The organism is Arthrobacter sp. TJ-270 (genome assembly GCF_058269075.1).
In genome coordinates this window covers 467,585-486,899 of sequence record NZ_JBZCNB010000001.1, presented here as the reverse complement: position 1 = coordinate 486,899, position 19,315 = coordinate 467,585, and the positions used below count along the sequence as shown (strand labels likewise).

At 66.0% G+C, this 19,315-nt stretch carries 16 protein-coding genes; 14 read left to right on the top strand and 2 right to left on the bottom strand.

Annotation, left to right across the window (positions count from 1 at the left end; genetic code table 11):
• The first annotated feature begins 3 nt into the window (after positions 1-3).
• The 7 genes from AC4D2M_RS02245 to mgrA all read left to right on the top strand — a co-directional run bounded on the left by AC4D2M_RS02245 (position 4) and on the right by mgrA (position 10,926).
• Positions 4-375 (top strand): holo-ACP synthase, encoded by a 372-nt coding sequence (locus AC4D2M_RS02245; RefSeq protein ID WP_490889614.1) that lies wholly within the window; start codon positions 4-6, stop codon positions 373-375.
• Positions 376-385: 10 nt separating this feature from the next.
• Positions 386-1,924 carry an NAD(P)H-hydrate epimerase gene (locus AC4D2M_RS02240; RefSeq protein WP_490889612.1) on the top strand — a complete coding sequence of 513 codons (1,539 nt, stop codon included), beginning with the start codon at positions 386-388 and terminating at the stop codon, positions 1,922-1,924.
• A gap of 98 nt (positions 1,925-2,022) precedes the next feature.
• On the top strand, positions 2,023-4,209 hold the full coding sequence (gene glgX / locus AC4D2M_RS02235) for a glycogen debranching protein GlgX (protein ID WP_490889611.1): 2,187 nt from the start codon (positions 2,023-2,025) through the stop codon (positions 4,207-4,209).
• Positions 4,210-4,252: 43 nt separating this feature from the next.
• Positions 4,253-6,577 (top strand): malto-oligosyltrehalose synthase, encoded by a 2,325-nt coding sequence (gene treY, locus AC4D2M_RS02230; RefSeq protein WP_490889609.1) that lies wholly within the window; start codon positions 4,253-4,255, stop codon positions 6,575-6,577.
• A complete protein-coding gene (treZ, locus tag AC4D2M_RS02225; protein WP_490889608.1) occupies positions 6,574-8,310 on the top strand; it encodes a malto-oligosyltrehalose trehalohydrolase in 1,737 nt (578 codons plus the stop codon). The genes treY and treZ overlap by 4 nt, the downstream gene beginning before the upstream one ends.
• A 9-nt stretch (positions 8,311-8,319) precedes the next feature.
• On the top strand, positions 8,320-9,870 hold the full coding sequence (locus tag AC4D2M_RS02220) for an FAD-dependent monooxygenase (protein WP_490889606.1): 1,551 nt from the start codon (positions 8,320-8,322) through the stop codon (positions 9,868-9,870).
• Positions 9,871-9,879: 9 nt separating this feature from the next.
• On the top strand, positions 9,880-10,926 hold the full coding sequence (gene mgrA / locus AC4D2M_RS02215) for an L-glyceraldehyde 3-phosphate reductase (RefSeq protein WP_490889604.1): 1,047 nt from the start codon (positions 9,880-9,882) through the stop codon (positions 10,924-10,926).
• Between the two features lie 78 nt (positions 10,927-11,004).
• On the opposite strand, the gene AC4D2M_RS02210 is transcribed toward mgrA, so the two are convergent.
• A complete protein-coding gene (locus AC4D2M_RS02210) occupies positions 11,005-12,357 on the bottom strand; it encodes a family 4 glycosyl hydrolase (RefSeq protein ID WP_490889602.1) in 1,353 nt (450 codons plus the stop codon).
• A 74-nt stretch (positions 12,358-12,431) separates the two neighbouring features.
• Between AC4D2M_RS02210 and AC4D2M_RS02205 the strand changes: the two genes are divergently transcribed.
• The 7 genes from AC4D2M_RS02205 (at position 12,432) to AC4D2M_RS02175 (ending at position 18,059) form a co-directional block, all read left to right on the top strand.
• Entirely contained in the window at positions 12,432-13,517 is a 1,086-nt protein-coding gene (locus AC4D2M_RS02205) for a PfkB family carbohydrate kinase (RefSeq protein WP_490889601.1), read from the top strand.
• A 91-nt stretch (positions 13,518-13,608) separates the two neighbouring features.
• The gene (gene alr / locus AC4D2M_RS02200; protein WP_490889600.1) at positions 13,609-14,772 is read left to right on the top strand and encodes an alanine racemase; all 1,164 of its coding nucleotides are present in this window, start codon (positions 13,609-13,611) and stop codon (positions 14,770-14,772) included.
• A complete protein-coding gene (tsaE, locus tag AC4D2M_RS02195) occupies positions 14,769-15,290 on the top strand; it encodes a tRNA (adenosine(37)-N6)-threonylcarbamoyltransferase complex ATPase subunit type 1 TsaE (RefSeq protein WP_490889598.1) in 522 nt (173 codons plus the stop codon). Before alr ends, tsaE begins: the two co-directional genes overlap by 4 nt.
• A gap of 1 nt (position 15,291) precedes the next feature.
• Entirely contained in the window at positions 15,292-15,945 is a 654-nt protein-coding gene (tsaB, locus tag AC4D2M_RS02190; protein WP_490889596.1) for a tRNA (adenosine(37)-N6)-threonylcarbamoyltransferase complex dimerization subunit type 1 TsaB, read from the top strand.
• Between the two features lie 17 nt (positions 15,946-15,962).
• The gene (rimI, locus tag AC4D2M_RS02185) at positions 15,963-16,424 is read left to right on the top strand and encodes a ribosomal protein S18-alanine N-acetyltransferase (protein WP_490889595.1); all 462 of its coding nucleotides are present in this window, start codon (positions 15,963-15,965) and stop codon (positions 16,422-16,424) included.
• On the top strand, positions 16,411-17,478 hold the full coding sequence (gene tsaD / locus AC4D2M_RS02180) for a tRNA (adenosine(37)-N6)-threonylcarbamoyltransferase complex transferase subunit TsaD (RefSeq protein WP_490889593.1): 1,068 nt from the start codon (positions 16,411-16,413) through the stop codon (positions 17,476-17,478). Before rimI ends, tsaD begins: the two co-directional genes overlap by 14 nt.
• A gap of 14 nt (positions 17,479-17,492) precedes the next feature.
• Positions 17,493-18,059 carry a TIGR03086 family metal-binding protein gene (locus tag AC4D2M_RS02175; RefSeq protein WP_490889592.1) on the top strand — a complete coding sequence of 189 codons (567 nt, stop codon included), beginning with the start codon at positions 17,493-17,495 and terminating at the stop codon, positions 18,057-18,059.
• Positions 18,060-18,074: 15 nt separating this feature from the next.
• Here the strand turns inward: AC4D2M_RS02175 and AC4D2M_RS02170 are convergent, their stop codons facing one another.
• A complete protein-coding gene (locus tag AC4D2M_RS02170; protein WP_490889591.1) occupies positions 18,075-19,214 on the bottom strand; it encodes a glutamate--cysteine ligase in 1,140 nt (379 codons plus the stop codon).
• Positions 19,215-19,315: the final 101 nt, after the last annotated feature.

The window sequence follows — 19,315 nt, the reverse complement described above, 5'->3', positions numbered from 1 at the left end:
CCGATGATTATCGGCATCGGTGTTGACGTTGTTGACATAGCCCGGTTTGAGCGCCAGCTTGAGCGCACTCCCGGGCTGCGTGACCGGCTCTTCGTCGGCGCCGAGCGAGAGCTCAACACCCGCTCGCTGGCCGCTCGGTTCGCGGCCAAGGAAGCGGTGGCCAAAGCCCTCGGCGCACCGGCCGGCATGAACTGGCAGGACTGCTGGATCGGTCTCGACGCCAACGGCAGCCCCACGGTTCAGGTTTCCGGAACCGTGCAGGCGGTGGCCGACGCACGCGGCGTGAGCTGCTGGCACCTGTCACTCAGCCATGATGGCGGCGTCGCAACCGCCATGGTGGTCGCCGAGGGGGAATATCCGGACGCCACCCGCTAAGATTCTAAGCATGCTTAGTTCTTATACCGGGAGTCAGGTGCGGGCAGCGGAATCGCCGCTGCTCGACGCCGGCCTCGGTCATGAGCTCATGCAGCGGGCCGCGCACGGCCTTGCACAGGCCTCAGCGGCAGAACTCCAGGCAACGGGCGGCGTCTACGGCAGGGCCGTCGTCGTACTTGCGGGCAGCGGCAACAACGGGGGAGACGGACTGTACGCCGGCGCCCGGCTGCAGCACCGCGGAGCGGGCACGACGGCGATCCTCACCTCCGAGCGCGTGCACACGGACGCGCTGGCCGCCTTCCGCGCCGCCGGCGGACGGGTTGAAGAGCTTACGGATTCCAGCCTGGACCGTCTCGTCGAGCGGCTCGCTTCGGCAGACCTCATCATCGACGGAATACTCGGTACGGGAGGCGTGGGCGGGCTGCGCGGGGCAGCGGCCAAACTGGTTGAGCGCATGAATGACCGTGGGATTACGGGACGCGTCGTGGCGTGCGATGTTCCCAGCGGCGTCAACGCCGATTCCGGTGAAGCCGTCGGCGAGGTACTGGCCGCGGACCTCACTGTGACGTTCGGCGGCTTGAAGGCAGGTCTGTTGGCGGGCGCCGGCGCACGGCTGGCCGGACGCGTGGTGACCATTGACATCGGGCTCGCTCCCACCCTGCCACGGCCCAGCGTGTATTCGCTGGAACCCTCCGACTTCCGCCGCCTCTATGCGCAGCCGCAGCCGGCTGACCACAAGTACAGCCGCGGCGTCCTCGGTATCGCCGCCGGATCCGCCATGTATCCGGGCGCGGCCGTCCTGGCCACCGGCGCCGCTCTGGCCACCGGCGTCGGAATGATCCGTTTCCTCGGACCCGGGACGGTGACTTCGCTCATCAACACCGTTCACCCCGAGGTGGTGTGCTCCCAGGGCGCCGTTACCGATTCCCGTGTACAGGCGTGGCTCGTGGGCCCCGGCGCTACCGAGGATCCGGGCCAGCGGCAACGGGCACGGGCAGCCATCGAGTCCGGGCTGCCAACGGTGGTGGACGCCGGAGCGCTCCCTCTGCTGCCGGCGACGGTCGGGAGTCACGTCATCCTTACTCCTCACGCGGGGGAGCTGGCTGCGCTGTTCGAACGCCGCTGCGACGCCGTGCAGCGGGATGCAATTGAGGCCGCACCCATCGCATTCGCACGCCGTGCAGCGGAGACCACCGGCGCAACCGTCCTTCTCAAGGGCCACACCACCGTTATTGCCGCCCCGAGCGGGGAGATCTTCAGCCAGGCCAACGCCACTCCGTGGCTCGCGACCGCCGGCTCCGGAGACACGCTCGCAGGAATCCTCGGTGCGCTGGTTGCCACCAATGCGGAGAACGACGACGCCGGCGCCTCCCTCGGATTGCCGCCCTCTGCACGCTGGGCTGCCCTTGCGGCCGCAGCGGCCATGGTGCACGGTCTGGCCGGCAAGCGGGCCGCGAAGCGCGGTCCCATTGTTGTGAGCGACCTGCCCCGCCACGTGGGGCGGGTCATCCGGTGCCTGCTGCAGGACCCACCACTCACCGGACCCTAGTAAATTTCGTTCACCAGAATGTCAGATCCCTGCGCTATGAAAAGATGCAGGACAAGCGGCCGAGTAGATCGGAGCGCACAATCAAGCAAGGAGCACACATGGAGCTTTGGCCAGGAGATGCCTACCCGCTGGGGGCAACCTATGACGGCACCGGCACCAACTTCGCCCTCTACAGCGAGGTCGCCGAGAAGGTGGAGCTGTGCCTGATAGACGATGATGGCTCTGAGACCCGCATCGCCCTCAAGGAAGTAGACGGGTACGTCTGGCACGGTTATCTGCCGCATGTTGTGCCCGGACAGAAGTACGGCTACCGCGTGCATGGCCCCAACAACCCGTCCGAGGGCCACCGCTGCAACCCCAACAAGCTGCTCCTGGACCCCTACGCCAAGGCGATCCACGGCGAGTACGACTGGGACCAGGCACTGTTCAGCTACAACTTCGGTGACCCGACCTCCGTCAACAACGAGGACTCAGCGGCACATACGATGCTCGGTGTCGTCATCAACCCGTTCTTCGACTGGGACGGCGACCGTCGACCGAAGGTTCCGTACCACCAGTCAGTCATCTACGAGGCCCACGTCAAGGGCCTGACCCAGCTGCACCCCGACGTTCCGGAGGAACAGCGCGGCACCTACGCCGGCGTTGCCCACCCCTCCGTCATTGCGCACCTCCAGAAGCTCGGCGTCACCGCCATCGAGCTGATGCCCGTGCACCAGTTCGTCAACGACAGCACCCTGCAGGACAAAGGGCTGTCCAACTATTGGGGCTACAACACGATCGGCTTCTTCGCACCCCACAACGAGTACGGCTCCACCGGGGACGAGGGCGAGCAGGTCCAGGAATTCAAGGCGATGGTGCGCGAACTGCACCTCGCGGGCATCGAAGTAATCCTCGACGTCGTGTACAACCACACTGCCGAGGGCAACCACATGGGGCCCACCCTCTCCATGCGCGGCATCGACAACGCGGCGTACTACCGCCTGGTCGAGGATGACAAGCAGTACTACATGGACACCACGGGCACCGGCAACTCCCTCAACGTCGGCAACCCGCACGCCCTCCAGCTGCTCATGGACTCACTGCGCTACTGGGTGACCGAGATGCACGTTGACGGCTTCCGCTTTGACCTCGCCTCAGCTCTGGCCCGCGAGTTCTACGAGGTTGACCGCCTCTCCGCGTTCTTCGAACTGGTCCAGCAGGATCCGGTGGTATCCCAGGTCAAGCTCATCGCGGAACCGTGGGACGTTGGCCCCGGTGGTTACCAGGTCGGCAACTTCCCGCCGCAGTGGACCGAATGGAACGGCAAGTACCGCGACACGGTCCGCGACTTCTGGCGCGGAGAGCCTTCAAGCATCGGTGAGTTTGCTTCCCGATTGACCGGCTCGGCTGACCTCTACGAACACTCGGCACGCCGCCCCGTTGCCTCCATCAACTTCGTCACGGCGCATGACGGCTTCACCCTGCGCGACCTCGTGTCCTACAACGAAAAGCACAACGAGGCCAACGGTGAGGACAACAACGACGGCGAATCCCACAACCGCTCCTGGAACTGCGGCGTCGAGGGCCCCACGGACGATCCCGAGGTACAGTCCATCCGCGCCCGCCAGCAGCGGAACTTCATCGCCACCCTCCTGTTGTCACAGGGCGTTCCGATGCTCTCCCACGGTGACGAGCTCGGACGCACGCAGGAGGGCAACAACAACACCTACTGCCAGGACTCCGAGCTTTCCTGGGTGCACTGGGACAAGCTGGACCAGCCGCTGCTGGAATTCACTGCTGCAGTGAACCGCCTCCGGTCCGAGCACCCGACCTTCCGCCGTCGTCGGTTCTTCGATGGGCGTCCCGTCCGCAGGGGCGAGGGGGAGGCGCTGCCGGACATCGTGTGGCTGGATACCGAAGGCGAGCTGATGGCACCGGAGGACTGGAACGCAGGCTTCGGCCGTTCCATCGGTGTCTTCCTCAACGGGCAGGGCATCCGCGGACGGGACCAGCGCGGCCAGCGCATCACCGACGCGAACTTCCTGCTGTACTTCAACGCCAATGACGAGGCTGTGACCTTCAAGGTTCCCGCATCCGAGTACGGCCCCGTGTGGGACGAAGTGATCGACACCGCCGGCGTCTACGCCGACTCGGACCCCATCAACGCGGGCAGCGCCGTAACCGTCGAGGCGAAGTCGATGGTCGTGCTCCGCGCCCACGCTGATGTTGAGGAACCGGATCATTCTGTTGCCGCGTCCCTGGCCATCCTCGCCAACGAGCACACCTCGCGGGCCGGCTCGGCCTGATCTTTCCCAGGCCAGGCAGAACCACCCACTCCAGGAGGAATACGTGAAGACACCCCAGTCGACCTACCGGCTGCAGATTCGATCCAGCTTCGACCTGTCTGCTGCCGCAGATGTTGTGCCCTACCTGGTGGACCTCGGGGCGGACTGGGTGTACCTGTCGCCGGTCCTTACCGCGGAGCAGGGTTCCGATCACGGGTACGACGTCACCGACCCCACGTCAGTGGATCCCGAGCGGGGAGGCGCTGAGGCGTTCGACGCGCTGTGCAGGACGGCCCACGAGGCTGGGCTCGGTGTCCTTGTGGACATCGTGCCCAACCACGTGGGCGTCGCCACCCCGGCGCAGAACGCGTGGTGGTGGGATCTGCTGAGCAAGGGCCGGGATTCCCGCTACGCCGAAGCATTCGACGTGGACTGGGACGCCGGCGGCGGCCGGATCCGGGTCCCCGTGCTCGGTGACGGAGACAATGAGGAAGAGCAGCTCAAGGTCGTCGACGGTGAGCTGCACTACTACGAAAACCGGTATCCGATCGCTGAGGGCACCGCACACCCCGGTGACACCGGCGCGGAAGTCCATGCACGCCAGCACTATGAACTGGTGAACTGGCGCCGCGCGGACAGCGAGCTGAACTACCGGCGGTTCTTCGGCGTCAATACGCTCGCCGGTGTCCGCGTGGAAGTGCCGTGGGTCTTTGATGAGGCGCACTCGGAGGTCCGCCGCTGGTTCGAGGAGTCCCTCGTGGACGGAGTCCGGATTGATCATCCGGACGGCCTCGCGGACCCTGCGGGCTACCTCGAGAGACTTCGGGAGCTTTCCGGCGGCGCGTACACGCTGGTGGAGAAGATCCTTGAGCCCGGGGAGGTTCTGCCGGAGCGTTGGGCGTGTGAGGGAACCACCGGCTATGACGGCCTCGCCGTGGTGGACCGGCTGTTCGTTGATCCGGCAGGACAGCCCGCTTTGGACGCTGCGGTGCCGACCGCGCGCTTCGTCCACATGATTCACGGAACCAAGCGCGGGATCACCGACGGGATCCTGCGCTCCGAGGTGCTGAGACTTGCCCGCCTTGTCCCTGCATCAGCCAACCTGGAGCTGGAACAGAGCGCCGACGCCATTGCCGAGCTGCTCACGTGCTTCCCGGTGTACCGCAGCTACCTGCCCGACGGCGCGGGCCACCTGACGGAGACGGTCCAGAACGCGAAGGTCCGCCGGCCGGACCTGGCTCCGGTGATTGATGCGCTGCACCCGTTCCTGAACCCGTACCTCACCGGCGCTGACGCTGAATCCACCGAGCTGCCCGAACTGGCAGTGCGGTTCCAGCAAACCTCCGGCATGGTGATGGCGAAGGGCGTCGAGGACACCGCGTTCTACCGGTACAACCGGTTGACCTCGCTCAACGAGGTCGGTGCTGATCCTTCGATCTTCGCGCTGGACGGCTACGAGGTCCACCGTGCGCTGCAGGAACGACAGGAGTCCTCGCCGCTGACCATGAACTCGCTCAGTACGCACGACACGAAGCGCGGCGAGGATACCCGTGCCCGCATTTCGGTGCTGTCCGAACTGGCAGGGGAGTGGACGGACGTCTTCGGGCAGCTGAACCGGCTCGCCCCCATCGGGGATACGGCCTTCGCGTCACTGATGTGGCAGGCGCTGGTCGGAGCCTGGCCGCTCAGCCGGGAACGGGCACACGCCTACGTGGAAAAAGCTGCCCGGGAAGCTGATGCCAGTACCCACTGGACGGCGCCTAATGCCACCTTCGAAGAAAAAATGCACGACGCCGTTGACGCCGCTTTCGACCGCCCGGAGGTGAACAGCCTCATCACCTCGCTGGTGGAGAAGACGGCTGCGCCGGGGTGGTCCAATTCATTGGGCGCGAAACTTGTTCAGCTCACCATGCCCGGCGTGCCGGATGTGTACCAGGGGTCCGAGCTTTGGGAAACCTCCCTCGTGGACCCGGACAACCGGCGACCGGTGGACTTCGCAGCGCGGAAGCAGGGGCTCGTGGACCTCGCGTTCGGTGCACTGCCGCAAATTGACGACGGCGGCCTGGCCAAGCTCCTTGTTGTCTCGCGTGCCCTTCGGCTGCGCAGGGACCGTCCCGAGCTCTTCGCCGGCTACCGCTCGGTGATTTCCACCGGTGCGGCGGCCGATCACGTCTTCGCCTTCGACCGCGGCGGCGCCGTCAGCGCTGTCACACGGCTCCCGCTGGGGCTGGAGCGTTCCGGCGGGTGGCGGGACACCGCCGTCGTACTTCCGGAAGGGACGTACAGCTGCGCGATCACCGGCACCGGGTTTGAAGGTGGGCCGGTTCCGGCCAAACGGCTGTTTGAAACCTACCCTGTGGCACTTCTCGTGAAGGAGGAAGCTAAGTGAGTTCGAGGTTTGACGTCTGGGCGCCTAAGGCGCTCTCAATGACCCTGGTTGCGGACGGCACCAACTACCCCATGGTTTCCCGCGAGGGCAGCTGGTGGGAGGCGCCCGGAGCTCCTTCCGAAGGCGAGGTGGACTACGGCTACCTGATCAACGCCTCCGTAAGCCCGGTACCGGACCCCCGTTCGCGCCGGCAGCCGGGGGGCGTGCACAAGCTCTCCCGCACGTTCGACGCCGGTGCCTACTCCTGGGGCGACGACGGCTGGACATCACCCGGCCTGGACGGGAACGTCATCTACGAGATGCACATCGGAACGTTCACCCCGGAAGGGACGCTGGACGCAGCGATCGGGAAGCTGGACTACCTGGTCGGACTCGGCGTGCAGTACGTCGAGCTGCTCCCGGTCAACGCCTTCAACGGCACACACAACTGGGGTTATGACGGTGTGCTCTGGTACGCCGTCCAGGAAACCTACGGCGGACCGGCCGCGTACCAGCGGTTCGTCGACGCAGCACACCAGCGCGGACTCGGCGTCATCCAGGACGTCGTTTACAACCACCTCGGACCGAGCGGCAACTACATCACGCAGTTCGCCCCGTACCTGACGGAGGGCAAGGCCAACACCTGGGGCGATTCCCTGAACCTGGACGGCCCGCTGTCCGACGAAGTGCGCCGGTACGTGATCGACAACCTGCTGATGTGGTTCCGCGACTACCACGTGGACGGGCTGCGGCTTGATGCCGTGCACGCCCTCCATGACGAGCGCGCCATCCACATCCTCGAGGAGTTCGCGGTCGAAACGGACCGGTGTGCCGCCGAGCTTGGCAAGCCGCTGTTCCTGATCGCAGAGTCGGACCTGAACAATCCGAGGCTCATCGCACCGCGCAGTGCCGGCGGCTTCGGCCTGGCGGGCCAGTGGAGCGACGACTTCCACCACGCGGCCCACGTCAACGTCACCGGTGAGACCGTGGGCTACTACGAGGACTTCGACTCGATCGGTGCGCTCGCGAAGGTGTACCAGGAGGGCTTCTTCCACAACGGGACCTGGTCCTCGTTCCGGGAACGTTCGCACGGGCGGCCTATCGACCCCGCAACCCACAGCCTCCACCAGCTCGTGGTCTGCACGCAGAACCACGACCAGATCGGTAACCGCGCGGCCGGCGACCGCATCAGCGCGAGCCTCACCACTGCACAGTTGGCGCAGGCGGCCGTTCTCAACATCGCCGGGCCCTTCACTCCGATGCTGTTTATGGGTGAGGAGTACGGCGCGGAAACACCGTGGCCGTTCTTCACCTCGCACCCGGAACCGGATCTCGGTAAGGCGACGGCTGAGGGACGCCTCAGGGAGTTCGAGAAAATGGGCTGGGACCCGGATACGGTGCCCAATCCCCAGGATCCGGAAACGTTTGCCTCCGCGAAACTCGACTGGACAGAGCAGGAGCGCCCCGAACAGGCACGCCTTCTGGACCTCTACCGTGACCTCATTGCGCTCCGCCGGAAGAACAAGGACCTGCACAACCCCGACTTCACGTCGGTGAGCGTCGACTTCGACGAGGACCAGCGGTGGCTCGTGCTCCATCGGGGAGGCACCGCCGTCGCCGTGAACTTCGCGGACGGTGAGCGGGAGATTCCAGTCGCCGCAAAGAAGGTCCTGCTCAGCACTGAACCCGGTGAATCGATCGGGGACGGCACGGTCACGCTTCCGGCCTACGGTGCCACAATCCTGAAGGTCTAAGAGGGCCATATGCGCGAGCTCAGCACGGATGTGCTCATCGTCGGAGCCGGTCCCACCGGTCTGATGCTCGCCGCCTGGCTGGCGAAGCTCGGAGTCGACTCCGTGCTCGTGGATGGGAAGGACGGGCCCACGCGTGAGTCCCGTGCGCTCGGCGTCCATTCACGAAGTATGGAAATCTACGACCAGCTGGGCGTCGTGGACCGCGTGCTCGCCGAGGCGGAATCTGTGGTCACGATCCGCCCCGGTTACGAGGACTGGTCCTTCGGTGCCGTACCCATCGGGAGGTTCGGAGCGGACCTGACGCCCTACCCGGGCATTCATGTACTGGAGCAGAGCAGGAACGAGCGCATCCTGCTGGACCGGCTGGAGGAGCTGGGCGGAACGGTCGAGTGGGAACACGCGCTGCAGAGCCTCACCGCGGTCGACGGCGGCGTCATCGCCGAGTGCACCGGACGGTCAGGCTCGTTGCACGTCCGGGCGCGGTTCTGCGTCGGGACGGATGGAGGATCGTCGGCGGTACGGAAACTGACCGGCATCCCCTTCGAGGGGCTCACGAACGAGCACACATTCTACGTGGTGGACGTTCTGGGAGTCTCCGGTGTCGCCGAGGACAGCGTCAACCTCCGGTTCGGTGCAGAGGAGTTCCTGCTCGGCTTCCCCATGGGGCCGGACGGCCACCACCGGCTGCTCGGCGTGCTGCGGACCGCCGGCGGACAGGACGTGCCCGAGGCGCTCGCACGGCAACGGCTCGACGAGGTGTTCGACGTGTCCTACCGGGAGTCGCTGTGGTTCTCCACCTACCGCATCCACCACCGGGTTGCTGCGCGCTTCCGTGAAGGTCCGGTTTTCCTGGCTGGCGATGCCGGGCATGTCCACTCGCCCGTCGGCGCCCAGGGAATGAACACCGGCCTGCAGGATGCGCACAATCTGGCATTCAAGCTGGCGGAGGTGATCCAGGGCCGCGCCTCGAAGTCTCTGCTTGACCGCTACGAGGCTGAGCGGCGCCCGGTGGCTCTTCGCCTGGTGAACAGTACGGACCGGGTGTTCGGCGCGGTGACCTCCACGCGGAGGATCGCCCGTGCTTTCCGCCGCACGGCTCCACGACTGGTTGCCCCGACGGCGGTCCGGCTCATTCCACGGCTCCCCATCGCGCCACGCCTGTTCGGCTACGTCTCCCAGATCCGGATCCACTACTGGATGGACGACGGCGCCGGCGCGCCTCCTGGGCCGGGTGCCAAACCCAGCCGGCGCAGGCGCCGCGGACCTGTCGTCGGCAGGCGGTTGCCCTGGACGGGAAGTAACTTCGAAACCCTCCGCTCTGCCACCTGGCAGGTTCACACCTACGGCGAGGTGGACCCGGAAGTGGTTGCCGCCGTCGGGCACGCCCTGAAGGTGCGTGTCCACTCGTTCGCCGCCGCAACCGGCAAAGGCCTCGAGGACGGAACGTGCTACCTGGTTCGCCCGGACGGCTTCGTGGCGGGTGCGTCGCCGGTGCATACCGCGGTGTCACAGTTCCGTGCGCTCCTGCCGGATCAGTGGTTTGACCCCTCAGCGACCTAGGATGAATTCATGACCTATCACCCGGCGGAAAACCGCTACGAGACCATGCCATACCGACGAGTCGGACGAAGCGGCTTGCACCTGCCGGCCGTCTCGCTGGGGTTGTGGCACAACTTCGGTGATGACAAGCCATTCGACGTCCAGCGTGCCATTCTGCGGCGGGCATTCGATCTCGGCGTCACCCATTTCGACCTGGCGAATAACTACGGACCTCCCTATGGCTCGGCGGAGACCAACTTCGGCAGGCACCTCAAGGACGATTTCAAGCCGTTCCGCGATGAGCTCGTGATTTCAAGCAAGGCCGGCTATGACATGTGGCCTGGTCCCTACGGCAACTTCGGATCACGCAAGTACTTGCTGGCGAGCCTTGACCAGTCACTGTCGCGCATGGGGCTGGACTACGTCGACATTTTCTACAGCCACCGCCCCGATCCGGAGACTCCGCTTGAGGAAACGATGGGCGCCCTGGACACCGCAGTGCGTTCCGGGCGTGCGCTGTACGCCGGTATCTCCTCGTACTCTCCGGAGCGAACCGCAGAGGCGGCAGCGATCCTGCGGGATCTCGGTACACCCCTGCTGATCCACCAGCCCTCGTACTCCATGCTTAACCGCTGGGTCGAGAACGGCGAGCCGAACCTGCCCGAGGTCCTTGAGCAGACCGGAGCCGGATCCATCGCGTTCTCGCCGCTCGCACAGGGCCTGCTCACCAGCAAGTACCTCAACGGGGTTCCGGAAGGTTCGCGTGCGGCCTCGAACAAGTCGCTGTCCGAGGACCACCTGTCCGAAGACAACCTGCGCCGTGTCCGCGGCCTGAACAGCATCGCGGAGTCCCGGGGACAGACGCTTGCGCAGATGGCCATCGCGTGGATCCTCCGCCCGCAGAGCAAGGGCTCGCCCATCACGTCGGCGCTGATCGGTGCCTCGAGCGTGAAGCAGCTCGAGGACAGCGTGAGTGCGATCAACAACCTCGACTTCAGCGAAGACGAGCTGAACGCGATCGACGAGTTCGCCGTCGAATCCGACATCAACCTCTGGGCAAGGGCGCTGGAAGTCTAGGACCGCCTGCGTGTTCAGAACGCGCTGTGGACCCGCGACATTCGCTGGTCCGCAGCGCGTTTCCTTTGCCGTCTGGCCTTACCCCTGGCGCCAGCGGCTGTGCAGCTTCGGGAACGCGTTCTCGTACCCGCGAAGAAGCCGCTGGGCGGTGTGCACGGAATCAATGAGCGGATGCAGCGCGAAAGCACGGACCGCGAGGGAACGGTCCCCCTGCACGACGGCGGCGATCACGTCCTGCTCGACCCCCTTCACCTGCGACATCAGGCCGAGCTGGTGGGGCGACGGCCTCCCCACCGGCAGCGCTGCGGCGCCCCGGCCGGTGACGAGTGCGGGAACCTCGACGACGGCGTCGGCAGGAAGCTGGGGGATCGACTCGCCGTTGCGGACGTTGACGATGAGCTCGGCAGCCTCGTCCCGGATCAGGGCGCGCATGACTGTGAGGGCCACCCGCTCATAGCCGCCGCCTGCCAGGTCCGCCTCATCGCGGGATTCCTCAGCCGTGCGGGCTTCGGCAAGGTATCCCTCTTCGCGGGTTCGCCGTGCCGCATCCCACTCGGCGAAAGGCTGATTTGTCGAGAGCAGCCTTGGATAAAGGCCCTCCTGCTGGCGGACCAGTGACTCCCCGCGGGTTTCGGCTGCGGCGGCAACGGAGCGCCGCGCCTCCGCATGGAAGTAGTAGTAGAAGAGATACTCGTTCGGCAGCGCGCCGACCATGCGCAGGAACTGCTCACCGAAGACCCGGCCTTCCTCGAACGAACCCAGCCGGGCAGGATCGGCCAGCAGCGCGGGCAGGAGGTTCACGCCGTCGTGCTCCAGGGACCGCAGCCACCCCAGGTGGTTCAGGCCCACGTAATCGACACCGGTCAGGGTGCCGAGCGGCAACGGAGCACCCGCGGCGATGGACGCACGGCGGACCAGCCCGGAGGCCGAGTCGCAGATCCCGATGACACGTTCGCCCAGAACGGGCTGCAGCGCCTCCGTGATGATCCCCGCGGGGTTGGTGAAGTTGATGACCCACGCCTGCGGGCAGGTGCGGACAATGACCTCCGCCAACGTGAGCAACTCGGGGATGGAGCGCAGCGCGTAGGACAGGCCGCCCGCACCCACCGTCTCCTGGCCGAGTACCCCCTCGGAAATGGCCACCCGCTCATCCAGCACGCGGCCGGCGGCGCCACCGGGACGGATGGCAACGAAGACGACGTCGGCACCCGCCAGGGCGTCCTCCAACCGCTCACTCACGGTGCGGCGGGGCGGCTCCGCTCCGTCGGGAAGCGGCATATCGAGCGCCACACGGGCGACTGCCGTCGCGCGGGAGGGATCGGCGTCGTACAGGCACACATCATCGATCAAACCGGCGAAGGCACCCGAGCACAGTGCGCGGTAAATGAGGGGTACGCGGAACCCGCCGCCGCCGATCACAGCCAACTTCATGATGCGCTCCTTGGTGGGCGCTGAACACGCCCTGCTGAATACTCCCCGTCCGGCCGGGGAGTATTGTGCCCTACATGGCTTCCCCGAACCGCTTCGACCCGCTTGCCTCCTCACGGACCGAGAACGATCCGGAGTTCGACCTCCTGCTTACCGGTTCGGTGTTCTTCGACATTATCTTCACCGGCCTCGATACGCTGCCGGTCCCAGGGACCGAGGTGTGGGCCGAGGGGATGGGTTCGTGTCCCGGCGGGGTGGCGAACCAGGCCATCGCGGCAAGCAGGCTCGGACTGCACACGACGCTCGCGGCAGCATTCGGCGACGACGGTTACGGTGCCTTCAACCGCAGCATCCTGCACGGGCAGGAACACGTTGACCTGTCCCGGTCGAAGACCTTCGAGGAGTGGCATTCGCCGGTCACGGTGTCGCTCTCGGTGAACCGTGACCGGTCGATGGTCACGCATGGGCACCCGTCGCCGCTGTCCGCTTCCGAGCTGATCGCAGACCTGCCGCGGAGCCGCGCCGCCATCGCTGAAGTGGGCCCGGAGGTGGAACCGTGGGTGCCCGTGGCGCATGCCAACGGGATGCGGCTCTACGGTGACGTCGGTTGGGATCCAAGCGGAACCTGGTCCCGGGAAGCGCTGGATTCCCTGCAGTACTTCCACGCCTTCCTTCCCAACGAAGCCGAGGCAATGGCGTACACGAGAACCACCGACCCCTGGGCCGCACTGTATGCGCTCGCCGATCTGGTACCGGTGGCTGTGGTGACGGTCGGCCACCACGGCGCAATCGCCGTCGACTCCATTACCGGGGAGGAGGAGTGGGTGCCCGCACTGCCCGTGAATGCGTACGATCCAACGGGAGCCGGTGACTGTTTCGGAGCGGCCTTCGTCACGGGTGACCTTGCCGGCTGGTCCCTCGCGGATCGGCTGGCGTTCGCCAACCTGTGTGCCTCCCTCTCGGTGCAGGAAGTCGGAGGTTCGCTGGCCGCTCCGGGCTGGGGCGATATCGCCGACTGGTGGCGGGGGATGAGTGCCGAGCGCGACGGCGTCCGGAAGCAGTGGATGCGCCGCTACGCCTTCCTGGAGGAGGCCGTGGCCAACGTCCCACCTGAAGCGGTCCGGCGGGCGAGCGCCACCATCGCAACCCAGTCGGACGCATGAGAGCTGCCGGGCAGGCTGCGGACCCACCGGGGACCATAGCCGGAGGCGGCCCGATTCCTGACCGCCCGTTCAGAACTGACAGAATGGGCCTGTGAGTTTTTCAGCAGGGCCCGTGCCGGAACGGTGGGCGGACATCGACCTCGCCGCGGTGCGGCACAACGTTCGGCATATCGCCGAGATTGCCAGCCCGGCACGCGTCATGGCCGTGGTGAAGGCCGACGGCTACGGACACGGCGCTGTGCCGGTGGCGAAGGCAGCACTGGAAGCCGGTGCCGCCTGGCTCGGGGTTGCGCACATCGCGGAGGCCGTCGCACTTCGCGAGGCCGGCATCGAGGCGCCGGTCCTCGCCTGGCTGCACACCGAATCGAGTGATTTCGCGGCCGCCATTGAATTGGGCGTGGATCTGGGTATTTCGGGCTGGGAACTGGCCCGCGTGGTGGCCGAAGCACGGCGGCTTGAGCGCCCTGCCCGGGTGCACCTGAAGATCGATACCGGACTGGGCCGCAACGGTTGCCCGCCCGAGCAGTGGGAAGCCCTGCTGGGCCGCGCGCTGGAACATCAGGAAAACGGACTGCTGAGGGTTGTCGGCGTCTTCTCCCACCTGGCTGTTGCCGACGAACCTGACCGGGAAGAGACCGACGAGCAGATCGAACGTTTCCGGGAAGCCGTCGCCGTTGCAGAAGACGCCGGGGTTGACCTCGAGGTCCGTCACCTCGCGAACACTCCCGGCACGCTCTCGCGGCCCGATGCACATTTCGACCTCGTGCGGGTGGGGCTCGGCATCTACGGTCTCTCACCCTTCGACGGGCAGTCATCGGCTGAGCTCGGGCTTCGTCCGGCCATGAGCTTCCGGACCACCATCGCGAACTGCAAGGAAGTGCCGGAAGGTCACGGCGTTTCCTACGGCCTGTCCTACCGCACCGACAAGCGAACCACCCTGGGCCTGGTTCCGGTGGGTTACGGCGACGGCATCCCGAGGGTTGCTACTGGTGCGCCGGTATCAGTGGGTGGCAGGTTCTACCCCGTCGTGGGACGGATCGCGATGGACCAGTTTGTCATCGACTTCGATGAGACCGGGATCGCAGATTCGGGTGAGAGTCCGCTCGGCCGCGAGGTCGTGATCTTCGGCACCGGGGACGGAACCCCCACGGCCGATGACTGGGCCCGGGCCAGCGGCTCGATCAACTACGAAATCGTCACCCGTATCAGCCCGCGGGTCGCCCGCCGGTACATCGACTTGGAGACAGCCCAGTGACAAGCCCAGCCTGGTCGCACGGGTTCTCCGTAGCCTCCGTAGAGGAACTCCAACGTGCCGCAGAGAGCCTTGGCGGCCGGCTTGCGGCAGGTGACCTCCTCATCCTCACCGGTGAACTCGGTGCCGGGAAGACGACCTTCACCCAGGGACTGGGCCGCGGGCTGGGGGTCCGGGAAGGCATCATCTCGCCAACCTTCGTGCTGGTGCGCAATCATCCCTCGCTCTCGAACGGGCCGGAGCTCGTCCACGTGGACGCGTACCGGCTCGAATCGGACGCAGAGATAGACGACCTCGACCTGGAGTCGACGCTGGATGGTTCCGTCACCGTCGTCGAATGGGGTTCCGGCCGCGTGGAGCACCTTGCTGACAGCTGGCTGCACATCACGCTGGTCCGCCGGGTTGCCGGTTCACTCACGGACCCTGCAGCAACCACAGATGACGACGACGAACCGCGCCACGTGCGCATCGACGCCTACGGTCCGCGCTGGGCCGACATTGACTTGGGAGTGCTGGTCTAGCGTGCTGATTCTGTCCCTTGATACGTCCGCTGCCGCCAGCGCTGCGCTGGTGCGTGACGGCGTCGTCCTCCAGCGGTTCGCCTCGACCGACACGCGCTCGCACGCCGAAGTGCTGGCTCCCGCCGTCGAGCGGTTGCTGGCGGACGCCGGTGTGGCGGGAACCGAACTGGACGCAATGGTCGTGGGGGTCGGGCCCGGGCCCTTCACCGGACTCCGCGCGGGTATCGCAACCGCGCGCATGCTCTCCTTCGTGTGGAACGTGCCGCTGCACGGGGTCATGAGCCTGGATGCGGTGGCCCTCGATGCCGGCCACCCCGAGGGAGAATTCGCGGTTGCCACCGACGCGCGGCGCAAGGAAGTGTACTGGGCACGCTACCGCGCCGGGTCGCCGCTGCCGCAGCTTGTGGACGGACCCCATGTGGGTCCGGCTGAGAGCGTTCCCGACCTGCCCGTCTACGGCCGCGGCGCCGGCCTCTATACCGAGCGGCTGGCCGGCACAGCCGGGGCAACCGACCTCACGCCCGACGCCGTCGCGCTGGCCCTCGTTGCCGACCGCACCCTGGCGGCGGGCGGAACCCTGCGCCCCACGACGCCGCTCTACCTTCGTGAGTCGGACGCCAAGGTACCCGGACCGCGGAAGAAAGCCCTGCTGTGACCTTTACGCTGCGCCCGATGCGCCTCCAGGACATTCCCGCTGTCGGCAGCCTCGAACAGAAGCTCTTCCCTGTCGACGCCTGGCCGCTCGAACTGTTCTTCGACGAGTTCGAGCAAACGGAGACCCGGAAGTACATGATCGCCGAGGTCGACGGACAGCTTGTTGGCTACTGCGGGGTCATGGTGCTCGGCACCACGGCGGACATCCAGACCATCGGCGTGCTGCCGGAGTACGAAGGCCAGGGGATCGGGACGGCGATGCTGACGAGCATGCTCGAGGAAGCCCGTCGCAGGGGTGCAAGGGAAATCCTGCTTGAGGTGCGCGAGGACAACCCCCGTGCGCGCCGGCTGTACGAGCGCAACGGGTTCGAGCACATCCACACCCGGCGCGGTTACTACCGGGACGGTGTCAGCGCCCATGTCATGCGCCTGACCTTCACTTTCTCCGGCGTAGCGAAAGGCGACCATGAACCGGTCTGAACCCCTGGTCCTCGGAATCGAATCCTCCTGCGATGAGACCGGCGTCGGGATCGTGCGGGGCACAACCCTGTTGACCAACGCGGTGTCGTCCTCCATGGATGAGCACGTGCGTTTCGGCGGGGTCATCCCGGAGATCGCCTCGCGTGCCCACCTTGATGCGATGGTGCCCACCCTCCAGCAGGCACTGGATGAGGCAGGCGTGACGCTGCCTGAGGTCGATGCGCTCGCCGTTACCTCCGGCCCGGGGCTGTCCGGTGCCCTCATGGTCGGAGTAGCTGCCGCGAAAGCGCTGGCGGTTGCAACAGGGAAACCGCTCTTTGCGGTGAACCACCTCGTGGCGCACGTTGGTGTTGGCCTGCTCGACGCCGGTGACCTGCCGGACAACCTCGGGGCCCTGCTGGTGTCCGGCGGCCACACGGAGATCCTGCGGGTGAGGAACCTGGCGTCCGACGTAGAGCTGCTGGGTTCCACCATCGACGATGCCGCGGGCGAGGCGTATGACAAAGTGGCACGCATTCTCGGCCTCGGCTATCCGGGCGGTCCGGTGATTGACCGGCTCGCGTCGCAGGGTGATCCTTCTGCCATCAGGTTCCCGCGCGGGCTGAGTCAGCCCAAGTATATGGGGACCGCGGAGCAGCCCGGCCCCCACCGGTACGACTGGTCCTTCAGTGGGCTGAAGACGGCGGTGGCGCGGTTCGTCGAGGACTGCGAGGCGCGCGGTGTCGAGGTACCGGTTGCCGATGTTGCGGCGTCCTTCCAGGAAGCGGTGGTCGATGTGATCACATCGAAGGCGGTGCTGGCCTGTACCGAGCACGGCATCACCTCGATGCTGCTGGGCGGGGGAGTAGCCGCCAACTCCCGGCTTCGGCAGCTGACCTGGGAACGCTGCGAAGCCGCGGGCATCTCGCTCACCATCCCGCCGGCGTCGTTATGTACTGACAACGGCGCCATGGTCGCCGCGCTCGCGGCGCGCATCATCATGGACGGCGGCGAGCCCAGCGGGATCGGTTTCGGCACCGATTCCTCTATGCCGGTGAGTACGGTCCACCTCTGACCTACGGTTGTTCCATGCTTACCTATTCGGAACTGTTTCGGACAGAGAATGCCCGGCTGAGGGAAATCCTCGAAACCGTGGAGGACTGGACGGCGCCGTCGCCATGTACCGGTTGGACGGTCCTCGACGTTCTGGACCACCTGATTGATAGCGAACGGGACTTTCTGGGACAGCACAACATCGACGCCGGCTCGCGTCCGGACTCGGCGCAGGATCCCGTGGGGGCATGGAAGTCACATGCTTCCCGCGTTCAAAACGTCCTCGACACCGCCGAGCTTGCGCAGACGTCTTTCGAGGGTTTCTTCGGTCCCACGACGGTCGGAAAGACGCTCACGACGTTCTACGGCTTTGATCTGCTGGTGCATCGATGGGACATTGCGCGTGGTGCGGGTCGGGACACGCATTTCACCGAGGATGAGCTCGATCTCATTGAGAAATCCCTTGATGGTTTCGGTGAGCACCTCTACATGGAAGGCATCTGCAGGCCCGCGCTTCCTGTCCCGCCCGACGCGGATCGGGAAACCAGGCTGCTGGCGAGAATGGGACGCGACGCCGGGTGGCAGCCCTCCGTCAGCGACTGACGCCACGGCGGCCTGTCAGGCGCGGAGCTGACGCACCATATCCAGTACGACGGCGCTCAGGTCGCCATTGTTCTCGGCGGCGATGCGGCGCTGCCGCTGATACCCGGCGCCGCGCTGCAGGATCTTTTCGACGTCGGCCAATTCCTGCGAGCAGCCGAGTTTCGCCGCAACCGGTTCGAGCCGGTTGAGCTCATCCATCAGGTGCTCCGTGACGAGCCGTTCGGTGCCGGCAGCGTCGAGAATGATGATGGCCTCGAGCCCATAGCGGGCGGCGCGCCACTTGTTCTCCTGCACATGCCACGGCGGCATGGTCGGAATGGATCCGCCGTTGTCCAGGGTGGTGGAGAAATCGTCCACGAGACACTGGGTCAGTGCAGCGACGGCGCCGACCTCCTCGAGCGTGGATAGCCCGTCGCAGACACGCATTTCAATGGTTCCGAGGTTGCCGACCGGGCGGATGTCCCAGCGGATCTCGCTCACCGTATCGATCACGCCGGTGGTGAACATGTCCTGCACGTAGGCTTCGTATTCTGCCCAGCTCCGGAACTGGAACGGCAGCCCGGCGGTTGGAAGCTGCTGGAACATCAGCGCACGCTGCGACGCGTAGCCGGTGTCCTCGCCGCCCCAGAACGGGGACGACGCCGAGATCGCCTGGAAGTGCGGGAAGTAGTTCACCAGCCCGTCGAGCACGGGAAGCACCTTGTCCCGGTGGTCCAGGCCCACGTGGACATGGACGCCGTAAATCACCATCTGGTGGCCCCACCACTGGGTGCGGTCGATGAGCTTGGAGTACCGTTCCTTGTCCGTCACAGGCTGGGAACGCGGTGCGCTGAAGGGGTGGGATCCGGCGGAGAACAACTCGACGCCCATCGGGTCAGTCACCTCGCGTACCGCGGCGAGTGACCGGCTGAGGTCCTCCTTGGCCTCCGCGACGGTGTGGCAGATTCCCGTGACGATCTCGACAGTATTGAGGAGGAGTTCCTGCTTGATGTGGGGGTGTTCGTCGTCGGCCTGGAGCTCAGGATGACGCTCGTTGACGCCCCGGAGCACTTCCTTGGCCACGGACACCAGGTCGCCGTTATACCGGTCAACAAGTGCGAGCTCCCACTCAACGCCGAGGGTCGACTGCTCCGACTTCGCGAACTCTATCTTCAATGGGTATGTGCTCCTGACCGGTACCGGACGGTGGGGAAAATTTGCCTCGGTATCGCGCCATCGCGGGTGAGAACTGACCTCAATAGTAGTGCAGAGGGCAT

Excerpts from the sequence above, each read along its gene's own strand:
- AC4D2M_RS02245 (WP_490889614.1), top strand. The coding sequence starts at position 4 with ATGATTATCGGCATCGGTGTTGACGTTGTTGACATAGCCCGGTTTGAG.
- AC4D2M_RS02240 (WP_490889612.1), top strand. The coding sequence starts at position 386 with ATGCTTAGTTCTTATACCGGGAGTCAGGTGCGGGCAGCGGAATCGCCG.
- glgX (WP_490889611.1), top strand. The coding sequence starts at position 2,023 with ATGGAGCTTTGGCCAGGAGATGCCTACCCGCTGGGGGCAACCTATGAC.
- AC4D2M_RS02220 (WP_490889606.1), top strand. The coding sequence starts at position 8,320 with ATGCGCGAGCTCAGCACGGATGTGCTCATCGTCGGAGCCGGTCCCACC.
- mgrA (WP_490889604.1), top strand. The coding sequence starts at position 9,880 with ATGACCTATCACCCGGCGGAAAACCGCTACGAGACCATGCCATACCGA.
- AC4D2M_RS02210 (WP_490889602.1), bottom strand. The coding sequence starts at position 12,357 with ATGAAGTTGGCTGTGATCGGCGGCGGCGGGTTCCGCGTACCCCTCATT.
- AC4D2M_RS02205 (WP_490889601.1), top strand. The coding sequence starts at position 12,432 with ATGGCTTCCCCGAACCGCTTCGACCCGCTTGCCTCCTCACGGACCGAG.
- rimI (WP_490889595.1), top strand. The coding sequence starts at position 15,963 with ATGCGCCTCCAGGACATTCCCGCTGTCGGCAGCCTCGAACAGAAGCTC.
- tsaD (WP_490889593.1), top strand. The coding sequence starts at position 16,411 with ATGAACCGGTCTGAACCCCTGGTCCTCGGAATCGAATCCTCCTGCGAT.
- AC4D2M_RS02175 (WP_490889592.1), top strand. The coding sequence starts at position 17,493 with ATGCTTACCTATTCGGAACTGTTTCGGACAGAGAATGCCCGGCTGAGG.